The sequence below is a fragment of the Micromonospora sp. NPDC003241 genome (assembly GCF_053589795.1).
The window spans coordinates 23,347-34,235 of sequence record NZ_JBSFSO010000062.1 but is presented as its reverse complement, the minus strand read 5'-3'; the positions used below and the strand labels follow the sequence as shown (position 1 = coordinate 34,235).

Genomic DNA, 10,889 nt, shown 5'->3' with positions numbered 1-10,889 from the left:
TGACGTTCTGCACGTACCGCACCTCGTGGCCCGCGTCGCGCCACATCCGCTGCACCAGGTCAAAGGTGATCATGGTGGCGGCGTGCCCCAGGTGGCTTGGTCACCTCGGCGAAGAAGTCGTTGCCCTTGTCGTCGACCACGATGAAGGCCGGGAAGTCCTCCACCTCGATCTTCCAGACCGCCTCCATGCCGAGTTCCGCGTACTCCAGGACCTCGACGTGCTTGATGCAGTCCTGGGCGAGCCGGGCCGCCGGCCCACCGATCGAGCCGAGGTAGAAGCCGCCGTGCTGCTCGCAGGAGCGGGTCACCTGGTTCGACCGGTTGCCCTTGGCGAGCATCACCATCGAGCCGCCGGCCGCCTGGAACTTCTCCACGTACGCGTCCATCCGCCCAGCCGTGGTCGGACCGAACGAGCCGGAGGCGTACCCCTCCGGGGTCTTCGCCGGACCGGCGTAGTAGACGGCGTGGTCGCGGAGGTACTGCGGCATCGACTCGCCCGCGTCCAGCCGCTCGGCGATCTTCGAGTGCGCGATGTCGCGGGCCACCACCAGCGGGCCGGTCAGCGACAGACGCGTCTTCACCGGGTACTTCGACAGCTCGGCGCGGATCTCGTCCATCGGGCGGTTCAAATCGACGCGGACCACCTCGGTGGCGTCCAACTGCCCCTCGGTGACCTCGGGCAGATAGCGGGCCGGGTCGGTTTCGAGTCGCTCCAGCCACACACCCGACGGGGTGATCTTCGCGACCGCCTGACGGTCGGCCGAGCAGGACACCGCGATCGCCACCGGGCAGGACGCGCCGTGCCGGGGCAGCCGCACCACCCGCACGTCGTGGCAGAAGTACCGCCCACCGAACTGCGCGCCGATGCCGAAGTTGCGGGTCAGCTCCAGCACCTCGGCCTCCAACTCCAGGTCCCGGAAGCCGTGCGCGGTCATCGAGCCGGAGGTGGGCAGCGCGTCGAGGTACTTGGCGCTGGCGTACTTGGCGGTCTTCAGGGCGTACTCGGCGCTGGTGCCGCCGATCACCACCGCCAGGTGGTACGGCGGGCAGGCCGAGGTGCCGATCAGCCGCAGCTTCTCGTCCAGGAACTGCATCATCCGCGTCGGGTTCAGCAGCGCCTTCGTCTCCTGATAGAGGTACGACTTGTTGGCCGAGCCGCCCCCCTTGGCCATGAACAGGAACTTGTACGCGTCCGGGTGCCCGTCCGGGTCCTCCGCGTACAGATCCACCTGGGCCGGGAGGTTGCTGCCGGTGTTGCGCTCCTCCCACATCGTGAGCGGGGCGAGCTGGGAGTAGCGCAGGTTCAACCGCGTGTACGCCTGCCACACGCCCCGCGAGATCGCCTCGGCGTCGCTGCCGTCGGTGAGTACGTGCCGGCCACGCTTGCCCATCACGATCGCGGTGCCGGTGTCCTGGCACATCGGCAGCACCCCGCCGGCCGCGATGTTGGCGTTGCGCAGCAGGTCGAGCGCCACGAACCGGTCGTTCGGCGACGCCTGCGGGTCGTCGACGATCGACCGCAGCTGGGCCAGGTGCGCCGGACGCAGGAAGTGCGCGATGTCGTGCATCGCCTCGGCGGTCAACGCGGTCAGCGCCGCCGGATCCACGGTGAGGAACCGCCGACCACCGGGCCCGTTGACGACGTCGACGCCCTCGTCGGTGATCAGGCGGTACTCCGTCTGGTCGGGACCGGTCGGCAGCAGGGGGGCGTACGAGAAGTCCACGGCACTGCTCATGACGGCACTCCGCTTCGCTCCGCGCCGCCACGAGGCACCGCCGCACTGCGCTGATGATTCGCTCGCTGGCGCTCGCTCATGACGACACTCCGCTTCGCTGCGTGCCGCCATGAGGCCATCACCGCACTGAGTTGATGATTCGCTCGCTGGCGCTCGCTCATGACGGCAAAGCCTAGGGCAGAAGGGTCGATCAGTCCCACCCGCCGGGTGGGGTGGTGGGGCGTCGCACTCATCCGCCCCGGTGACCGGCTCACTTGCCGGGATCGGGGGCGGCGCAGAGTTCGTTCTTGGGGCCGCAACTCTCCTCGGGCTGCGGCACCTGCCCGGTGCCGGCGGGACCCGGCACTCCCCCGTTACCGTCGCGCGCCGGGTCGCCCGTGGCGCCGAAGCGGACGTACCCGATCTCGCGGCCCTCGCCGATCACCATGCCGGCGGGGCCGACCGCGAGGGCGTTGGCGGAGGTCCGCAGCACGGCCAACTCCCGACCGGTACGCGGGTCGAGCGCCACCAGCCGGTTGGGCTTCTCGTCGGTGAGCACGGCCGCGTACGGGGTCAGCGCGGCACCCGTCTTCTCCCCGGTGGGCCGGTTCCACCTGGTCCGGTCGGTGCCGAGTTCCCGGCTGGAGACGGTGTCCCCGTCGGCGGTCCGCACCACGCCGTACCGGTCGTCGACGGCGAGCACCCGCTCCCCCTCGGCGGCCACCAGCAGCAGCCGACCGTCGTAGCCGTCGAGAACCGTCTCCCGGCCGTCGGGCGCGACCCCGATCAGCACGTTGCGGGCACCGTACGGGTCCTCTCGCTGCACGCAACCCGCGCTGTCGGCGGTCCGCAGGTTGATCCCCGACCTCCGCCACGCCTCCTGGCCGGTGGCCGGGTCGCGGCCGGTGATGGCGAAGTAACAGTTGCCGTCCTGCGAGCGGGCGGCGATGTGCAGCAGGCGCCCGCCGATCACGGCCAGCCGCTCGTCCCGGCCGGGCTCCACGTTCTGGAGCACCCGCCCGGTGGCGGTGTCGACCACGTGCACCCGGCCGTCGACCGGGAACCCGAGCAGCGGCGGCACCGACTCCGGGCCGGCCACCTCCTCGTGGATACGGTTGGTGCCGAGTCGACGGGTGTCCAGCAGGTTCGGGTTGTCGGCGAGCAGGCCGCTGCTGACCCCGGGCAGGAACGCGGTCCAGATCGGGGCGGAGCCGCGCGGGTCCCAGGCGCTCAGCGTGCAGTCGGTGGCCTCCACGCAGCGCGCGTCGAGCAGCATGTTCCGGTACGTCCAGACGGCCACCGCGTCGTCGTCACGTCGTCGCGTCACGCCGGTGCTCGGGTCGAGGACCTCGTACCCCTTGACCAGCAGTTTGCCCACGGCGACGACGGACTCCGGGCCGGTGCCGGCCACCGCGCTCCAGTCGGCCTTGCGTTCCCAGAGCTGGGAACCGGTGGCCAGGCTGCGGGCCTCGACCCGGGTGCGCTGCTCGACGATCACCGCCTCGCCGGCGATCGTGACGCTGCGCGGGGTGCCGCCGATGCGCTGCTGCCACTGCACGTCCGGGGAGGAGATGGGCTGTCGTCGGTTCACCCAGTCCCACATGGTCGGGAACGGGTTCCAGACGCCCGTGGCGGCGAGCGCCACCACCGTGGCCAGTCCGAGCAGCAGCCAGCCACGTACGCCGAGCCCGCTGCCCTTCGCCACCGGATCACGGTAGCCACCCGCGCCCCCAACCGCCCGCACCACCCCGCGTGTCGTGAAAGGAAGGGACCCTTTCTAACGCCTCCGGTGGTAAAAGGGTCCCTTCCTAACCTCACACAGCGACCCCACGCAGCGACCCCACGTAGCGACCGAACGCAGCGACCGAACGCAGCGACACCTCACGCGGCGACCCGACGCGTGCGGCCGCTCGGGGCGAGCACCGGCCACAGGATCAGCGTCGCCGTGGCCGACGCGGCACCGGCCAGCGCCATCACGATGCCCGGCGCGAGCACCTCGCTGAGCGCGCCCGCGCCCGCCGCAGCCAACCCCTGCATCGCCATCATGCCGGTGCTGACCAGCCCGAACGCCTGCCCACGTCGCCCCTCGGGCACCGCGTCGAGGAACCGCCGGGCCAACCCGAGCTGATAGGCGAAGCCCGCGGTGGCCACCGCGAACAGGGCCGCCGCCGGCACCAGCGACGGCCGGGCCACGAACGCGAGCATCGGTACGCCGAGCAGCAACGCGAGCCAGGGTGTCCAGCGTTCCCGTCGGGCCGGTGCCACGAACCGCCCCACCAGCAGGTCACCGACGAGCATGCCGCCCGCGCCGGCCATCAGGAGTACGCCCGCACTGGCCCCCGGCCCCAGGTCGGCCGCGTACGGCACGGCCACCCCCTCCGCGCCCACCAGCAGCGAGCCGGGCAGCCACTGGGCGAGCAGCAGTCCCCGGATCCGGCGATCGGCGAGCAGCGTCCGGTTGACCCGCAACGTCTCGCGAACCGCCCCGCGCGCCGGTGTGTCGGTCGTCGGGGCGTACGTGACGCGGGCCGGGCGTCGGGTGAGACCGACCCGCACCAGCAGCGCCGAGAGCCCGCAGGTCACCGCGGTCAACCAGAGCGCACCGTACGGGCCGACCAGCCCGAGCAGCAGTCCGCCGACCGCGAACCCGGCGACCTGGGTCCCGCCGGCGGCGACCGAGAGCAGCGAGCGCCCCAGCACGTACGCGTCGCCGTGCAGCACCTCGGGCAACAGCGCGGTGCGGGCGGCGTTGCTGACCGGGCCGAACAGGGCCACCACCGCGACCAGCCCGAGCATGGCCGACGGGGACAGCACTCCGACGGCGAGTACCGCCACCATGACCATCCGCAGCAGGTCGTAGCCGACCATCATGGCCCGGGCCGGCCACCGGTCGGCCAGCGCCAGCAGGAACACCCCGCCCAGGGCGTGCGGCAGGAACCCGGTCACGTACGCCAGGGCGGCCAGCAGGCCGGACCCGGTGCGCTCGTAGACCAGCACGGACAGGGCGAGCATCTTCACCGTCTCGCCGATCATGAAGACGCCGAAGCTGGCGAAGATCACCCGGAACTCGGCGACGGCGAAGACGTCCCGGAACGTCGCCGGCCGGTCGGCAGCCGCCTGAGCTGCGGTGGTACTGGTGCTGTTCACGCCGGCAAGCTTCGTGGTACGGCCCGTCCGGCTCTATCCTTTCGCCACGGAGCGAAAGGTCGTGGCATGCGCATCGAGGTGACCCCGGCTGACCTGGCGGCGAGCCGGTTCGCCGTCTCACCACTGGGTGAGACGGTCTCCGCGCTGCGGCTGCTGGCCGGGCTGAACACCGCCCCCGGGCTCACCCCCTGGGTGGCCCGGCAACGGCCGGTGTACGAGCGGCTGCGACGCGAGTTGCCGGAGGTGGGCGCGCTGCTGGCGCTGATGCGCCGGGGCGGCTACAACGCCGACTTCATCCATCCGCCACCGGCCGACACCGCCCAGGATTTCGCCGACGAACTGGCGGTGGTCCGGGCCACCCCGCTCGCCCAGGCGCGGGACGAGCTGGCCCGCAACCTCGTCGCCCCACACACCACACCACCCGAGTACGCCCGCCGGATCTACCGGTCGCCGAACGTGGTGGACCTGCTCGCGGACGCGATCGAGGCGGCCTGGACGACGCTCGTACAGCCGGACTGGACCCGCCTGCGGGCGGTCCTGGAACGCGACCTGCTGCACCGGGCCGGTCGACTGCTCGCGTACGGCTGGGGTGCGGCGGTCGCGGACCTGGACCCCCGGATGCGGTGGGTGCCCGGCGGCGACGTGGGCACCATCGAGGTCGACGACCCGCACCAGGAGGAGACGCATTCCTTGGCCGGGCGAGGTCTGCTCTTCGTCCCCACCGTCTTCGGCATCCTGATCAAATACCTCGAACCGCCCTGGCCGTTCGCGATCGTCTACCCGGCCTACGGTGCGGCGGAACTGCTCGGGCCACCCGATCCGGGCCGCCCGGACGACGTGCTGGACCGCCTGGTCGGGCGCTCCCGGGCGGCGGTGTTGCGAGCGCTCGCGCTGCCCGCCACCACCAGCCAGCTCGTCGCCCAACTCGGGCTGAGCCTGGGCGGGGTCGGTGACCACCTGACCGTGCTGCGCGAGGCGGGCCTGGTCAGCCGGGTACGTTCCGGTCGCGCCGTCCGCTACCGACGCACCCCGCTCGGCGACGCCCTAGCCGAACGCTGACGCTCCCGCACCGCCACGTCCAGCGCGTCCGCCGCGCCCGCCGCGTCCGGCCCGGATGTTAGGAGGGGTCCCCTGCTATGCACCAGGCGTTAGCAGGGGACCCCTCCTTACACAGCACCCCCCGGCGCGGCGCTACAAACCGCCGTACGACGGCCTTCATGCGACGGCGGAGCGGACCAGAGGGAGGACGCGGTAGGGGATCTGCTCGGCGAGGGCGATGATCGTCGAGGCGCGGGTGATCCCCTCGTACGCCACGATCTGGTCGATCACCCGCTGCAGGTCGGTGTTGGACCGGGCCACGATGCGGCAGAGCACGTCGCCCGAGCCGGTGATGGTGTGCGCCTCCAGCACCTCGGGGATCGCCGCGAGGTGGCGGGTCACCGGGTCGTGCCCGAGCCGCTGGCTGATCTCCAGCGTGACGAAGCTGGTCACCGTGAAGCCGAGGGCGGCGGGCCCGAGGTCCGGCCCGAAGCCGGCGATAACGCCCCGGCCGACCAGCTTGTCCAACCGGGCCTGGACGGTGCCCCGGGCGACCTGGAGTCGACGGGAACACTCCAGCACACCGATGCGGGGTTCCTCGGCGAGCAACTCGATCAGTCTGGCGTCCAACGCGTCGAGCTGTACAACCTGTCCAGGGTTCATGCGTGAACACCATACCGTTTGCGCAACCTGACCAGCAGAGCAGGAGTGTGTTGCCCAGTCAGCCCGGTCACCGCGATGCTCGCAGCAGCAGACGACCCCGTCGGCCCACGAGGCCGGCCGGTACGCAAGGGAGGCCACCATGACCCAGGCGATCGACCGACCCCAGTCGACCGAGGAGGTCGACGTCGACGCCCTCGTCGGCGCCGTCGACCACGACACCAGCAAGGACCCGTTCCCGGTCAAGGGCATGGACCACGTGCGCTTCCTGGTGGGCAACGCCAAGCAGGCCGCGCACTACTACTCCACCGCGTTCGGCATGACCTGCGTGGCGTACCGGGGCCCGGAGCAGGGCTACCGGGACCACGCCGAGTACGTGCTGACCAGCGGCTCGGCCCGGTTCGTGCTCACCGGCGCGGTCCGCCCCGACGCCACCGGCACCGCGCACGTCGCCCGGCACAGTGACGGTGTCTCGGACATCGCGCTGGAGGTGCCGGACGTGGACGCCGCGTACGCGCACGCCACCGCGCAGGGCGCCACCGGGCTGGCCGAGCCGCACGACGTCACCGACGAGCACGGCACGGTACGGCTGGCCGCCATCGCCACCTACGGCGACACCCGGCACACCCTGGTCGACCGCTCCCGGTACACCGGCCCGTTCCTGCCCGGTTTCGTTGCCCGCAAGCCGATCGTGGACCGGCAGCCGATGATCGACGCCGGGGTGCAGCCCAAGCGGTTCTTCCAGGCGGTCGACCACGTGGTCGGCAACGTGGAGCTGGGCCGGATGGACGAGTGGGTGGAGTTCTACCGGCGGGTGATGGGCTTCACCAACATGGCGGAGTTCGTCGGCGACGACATCGCCACCGACTACTCGGCGCTGATGAGCAAGGTCGTCGCGAACGGCACCCGCAAGGTGAAGTTCCCGCTCAACGAGCCGGCGATCGCCCGGAAGAAGTCGCAGATCGACGAGTACCTGGAGTTCTATCAGGGTCCGGGCGCGCAGCACATCGCCGTCGCCACCAACGACATCCTGGCCAGCGTCGACGCGATGCGCGCCGCCGGGGTCGACTTCCTGGAGACCCCGGACTCGTACTACGACGACCCGGAGCTGCGGGCCCGGATCGGCGAGGTCCGGGTGCCGATCGAGGAGCTGAAGTCCCGCAAGATCCTGGTCGACCGGGACGAGGACGGCTACCTGCTCCAGATCTTCACCAAGCCGGTGCAGGACCGGCCGACCGTCTTCTTCGAGCTGATCGAGCGGCACGGCTCGCTCGGTTTCGGCAAGGGCAACTTCAAGGCGCTCTTCGAGGCGATCGAGCGGGAGCAGGACAAGCGCGGCAACCTGTAACACTGTCCAGCGTGACCCAGCCTCCCGTGCATCCGTCGCCGGCCGGTGGGCCTACGCCCCCGGCCGGTGGCGCACCGCCGCCCCTCGGCCCGCCGCATCCGATTCCGCCCCAGTACGCACCACCGGGCCACTCGCCGCCGGGCCACTCGCCGCCCGGCTATCCGCCACCCGGTTATCCGCCGCCGCCCGGCTGGTCGGGTCCGCCTGGACCGCAGCAGCCGCCGGGCGCGGGCTGGTCGGGTCCGCCCGGGCAACCGCCGCCGCCGGGCTGGGCGCCGGGCGTGGTGCCACCGGTACTCGGGCCGGGTGGGCAACCGCTGGCCGGTTTCGGCGACCGGCTGGTCGCGTACCTGATCGACGCGTTGATCGCCGGCGCGGTGCTGATGGTGCTGTTCGTGCCGGCCTTCCTCTTCGTCTGGTTCCGGATGTTCAGCACGTTGACCCGGACGAACCCGGACGGCACCCTCGTCGAACCGGACCCGGCGACGGTGTTCACCGACTTTCTGCTGCCGTTCCTGCTGCTCCAGGCCGGTCTTTTCGTGGCGATGTTCGGGCTGTACTGGGTCTACCACGTGGAGTACCTGATCCGGAACGGCGGGCAGAGCGTCGGCAAGCGGGTGATGAACCTGCGGGTGGTGATGCTCGACCCGACGAACACCCTGGACCGCCGGGCGGCCGGCAAGCGGTACCTCGTGCAGTTCGTCGGCGGGTCCCTGGTGCCGGGTGGCAGTTACATCGACGGGCTCTGGCAGTTGTGGGACAAGCCCTGGCAGCAGTGCCTCCACGACAAGTTCGCCGGGACCGTCGTCGTTAAGGTGTCGAGGTGAACGAGCGCAGCGAGGCCGCGACGTGAGCGTGGCACCCGGTTGGTACGTCGACCCCGCAGACCCCGAGACCCGCAGGTACTGGGACGGTGAGGGTTGGATCGGCGCGCCCATCCCGGTGGACGCCACCCCACCCGAGGGCCCACCCCCACCGGAACCCGAGCCGACGCCCGAACCCGAGCCGGCGACCCCGGCCGCCGGGGCCGCCGCGCCGACCGGCACACCCACCGAGCCGGGCCCGCCGACCACCTGGCCAGGCCAGCCCACCGGCACACCCGGCCAACCCGGCGGCGCGCCCGGACCACAGCCGGGCCACCTCGGCGGCACCACCGAACAGCACGGCGGCCACCCCGGACAGCAACCGGGCTGGCCGCCCGGCTCGGGGCCGCCGCCGGGTTGGCCGTATCCGACCTGGCCCGGTCAGCCGCCCCCGCCCCGGCCGCACGGGCTGCCGCTGGCCTCGTTCGGTGCCCGCTTCGGCGCCCGGCTGATCGACTTCGGCATCGTCTTCCTGCTCAACGTGTTCGTCAACGGAATCTTCGTCTATTGGCTGGTGCAGGAGTACGCCACACCGCTCAACGAGTTCTGGCGGCGGGTGGAGGCGCAGGACCGCACCACCGACCCGCTGCCCCCGGCGGGTGACCAGGCCGGCTCGCTGGTGGTGGTGATCCTGCTGCTCGCCACCGCGCTGTGGTTGGCGTACGAGGTCCCGGCCATGGCAGCCAACGGACAGACCTTCGGCAAGCGGCTGCTCCGGGTCAAGGCGGTGCCGGTCGAGGCGGACGCGCCGCTGGGCTTCGCCCGGGCCCTGCGCCGGTGGAACACGCTCGGCCTGCCCACCCTGCTCTGGTACTGCTGCGGCCTCGGCCTGCTGCTCCAGTTGATCGACGCGCTCTCGCCGCTCTTCGACCATCCGCTACGGCAGGCCCTGCACGACAAGCGGGCACAGACCGTGGTGGTCCAGCTTCCCCGCACCCCTGACGACCGTGCAGACACATCGGGAGACACCCCATGACCGACACCGGACGACGGCCGACACCCCGGCTGACCCGCGCCGACCTGGACGCACTGCCCAACTACGTACCCGGACGCAGCCCGGCCGACCTGGCCCGCGAACTGGGTCTGCCCGAGGCCATCAAGCTGGCCAGCAACGAGGTGCCGTACGGCCCGCTCCCCGGGGTCGTGGAGGCGGTCGCCGAGGCGGTCACCGGTGTGCACCGATACCCGGACATGGGCGTGGTCGCGCTGCGTCAGGCGCTGGCCGACCGGTACGACGTGGACCCGGATCGCATCGCGACCGGCTGCGGCTCGGTGGCGTTGGCCGAGCACCTGGTCCGGACCACCTGCCTGCCCGGTGACGAGTTGGTCTACTCGTGGCGCTCGTTCGAGGCGTACCCGATCATCGCGGCGACCAGCGGCGCGACCAGCGTGCAGGTGCCCAACGCGGCCGGGCACGGGCACGACCTGTCCGCGATGGCCACGGCGGTGACCGACCGGACGCGGATGATCCTGGTCTGCAACCCGAACAACCCGACCGGCACGGCGGTACGCCGGGCCGAGCTGGACCGCTTCCTGGACGCCGTACCGGACGACGTGCTGGTGGTCATCGACGAGGCGTACCGGGAGTTCGTCACGGACCCGGAGGTGCCGGACGGGCTGACCTATGCCGACCGGCCGAACGTGGCGGTGCTGCGCACCCTGTCCAAGGCGTGGGGCCTGGCCGGTCTGCGGATCGGCTTCCTCGTCGCGCAGCCGCAGGTGGCGGCGGCGGTCCGCAAGGTCGTCACGCCGTTCTCCACGAGCATGGCGGCGCAGGCGGGCGCACTGGCCGCGTTGGCCCAGGCGGACGAGGTGCAGCGGCGGTGCGCGCTGGTGGTGGCCGAGCGGGACCGGGTCACCGAGGCGCTGCGCAAGCTCGTCCCGGACGTGCCCACCAGCCAGGCCAACTTCGTCTGGCTGCCGTTGGGCGACCGGGCGCTGGCGTTCGGCAAGGCCTGCGAGTCGCGGGGCGTGATCGTCCGGCCGTTCGCGGGCGACGGGGTGCGGGTGACCATCGGTACGCCGGAGGAGAACGACGCCTTCCTGGCCGCCGCCGAGTCCGCGCTGGGCTGAGCCACGAGCGGTGCCGGGCCGATCCGCCATCCCCCAGCGGACCGG

General features: G+C 71.9%; 10 protein-coding genes. 5 read left to right on the top strand and 5 right to left on the bottom strand.

Annotated features, from left to right (window positions below; translation table 11 throughout):
• The 4 genes from ACWDVW_RS30135 to ACWDVW_RS30120 all read right to left on the bottom strand — a co-directional run.
• Positions 1–73 (bottom strand): hypothetical protein (locus tag ACWDVW_RS30135; protein ID WP_449955674.1); only part of this gene is annotated, 73 nt, incomplete at its 3' end.
• Positions 60–1,736 (bottom strand): fumarate hydratase, encoded by a 1,677-nt coding sequence (locus ACWDVW_RS30130; protein WP_449955659.1) that lies wholly within the window; start codon positions 1,734–1,736, stop codon positions 60–62. The genes ACWDVW_RS30135 and ACWDVW_RS30130, both read right to left, overlap by 14 nt.
• Positions 1,737–1,986: 250 nt before the next feature.
• The gene (locus ACWDVW_RS30125; RefSeq protein ID WP_449955656.1) at positions 1,987–3,420 is read right to left on the bottom strand and encodes an outer membrane protein assembly factor BamB family protein; all 1,434 of its coding nucleotides are present in this window, start codon (positions 3,418–3,420) and stop codon (positions 1,987–1,989) included.
• 176 nt (positions 3,421–3,596) lie between these two features.
• A complete protein-coding gene (locus ACWDVW_RS30120; RefSeq protein ID WP_449955653.1) occupies positions 3,597–4,862 on the bottom strand; it encodes an MFS transporter in 1,266 nt (421 codons plus the stop codon).
• Positions 4,863–4,928: 66 nt separating this feature from the next.
• Here ACWDVW_RS30120 and ACWDVW_RS30115 point away from each other — a divergent pair, with 66 nt between their 5' ends.
• On the top strand, positions 4,929–5,921 hold the full coding sequence (locus ACWDVW_RS30115) for a DUF5937 family protein (RefSeq protein ID WP_449955651.1): 993 nt from the start codon (positions 4,929–4,931) through the stop codon (positions 5,919–5,921).
• 156 nt (positions 5,922–6,077) lie between these two features.
• On the opposite strand, the gene ACWDVW_RS30110 is transcribed toward ACWDVW_RS30115, so the two are convergent.
• The gene (locus tag ACWDVW_RS30110; RefSeq protein ID WP_117229056.1) at positions 6,078–6,563 is read right to left on the bottom strand and encodes an Lrp/AsnC family transcriptional regulator; all 486 of its coding nucleotides are present in this window, start codon (positions 6,561–6,563) and stop codon (positions 6,078–6,080) included.
• A 139-nt stretch (positions 6,564–6,702) separates the two neighbouring features.
• Here ACWDVW_RS30110 and hppD point away from each other — a divergent pair, with 139 nt between their 5' ends.
• From hppD to hisC, 4 genes are read left to right on the top strand one after another with little or no spacing between them, the layout of a single operon-like run.
• A complete protein-coding gene (gene hppD, locus ACWDVW_RS30105; protein WP_449955647.1) occupies positions 6,703–7,908 on the top strand; it encodes a 4-hydroxyphenylpyruvate dioxygenase in 1,206 nt (401 codons plus the stop codon).
• A gap of 11 nt (positions 7,909–7,919) precedes the next feature.
• A complete protein-coding gene (locus ACWDVW_RS30100; protein WP_449955644.1) occupies positions 7,920–8,735 on the top strand; it encodes an RDD family protein in 816 nt (271 codons plus the stop codon).
• Between the two features lie 22 nt (positions 8,736–8,757).
• Positions 8,758–9,747, top strand: coding sequence for an RDD family protein (locus ACWDVW_RS30095; RefSeq protein ID WP_449955641.1), 990 nt, complete (start codon positions 8,758–8,760; stop codon positions 9,745–9,747).
• On the top strand, positions 9,744–10,844 hold the full coding sequence (gene hisC, locus ACWDVW_RS30090; RefSeq protein WP_449955638.1) for a histidinol-phosphate transaminase: 1,101 nt from the start codon (positions 9,744–9,746) through the stop codon (positions 10,842–10,844). Before ACWDVW_RS30095 ends, hisC begins: the two co-directional genes overlap by 4 nt.
• Positions 10,845–10,889 lie beyond the last annotated feature (45 nt).

What these genes read in the sequence shown, in the direction of transcription:
- ACWDVW_RS30130 (WP_449955659.1), bottom strand. Translation starts at nt 1,736, where the DNA reads ATGAGCAGTGCCGTGGACTTCTCGTACGCCCCCCTGCTGCCGACCGGT.
- ACWDVW_RS30115 (WP_449955651.1), top strand. Translation starts at nt 4,929, where the DNA reads ATGCGCATCGAGGTGACCCCGGCTGACCTGGCGGCGAGCCGGTTCGCC.
- ACWDVW_RS30110 (WP_117229056.1), bottom strand. Translation starts at nt 6,563, where the DNA reads ATGAACCCTGGACAGGTTGTACAGCTCGACGCGTTGGACGCCAGACTG.
- hppD (WP_449955647.1), top strand. Translation starts at nt 6,703, where the DNA reads ATGACCCAGGCGATCGACCGACCCCAGTCGACCGAGGAGGTCGACGTC.
- hisC (WP_449955638.1), top strand. Translation starts at nt 9,744, where the DNA reads ATGACCGACACCGGACGACGGCCGACACCCCGGCTGACCCGCGCCGAC.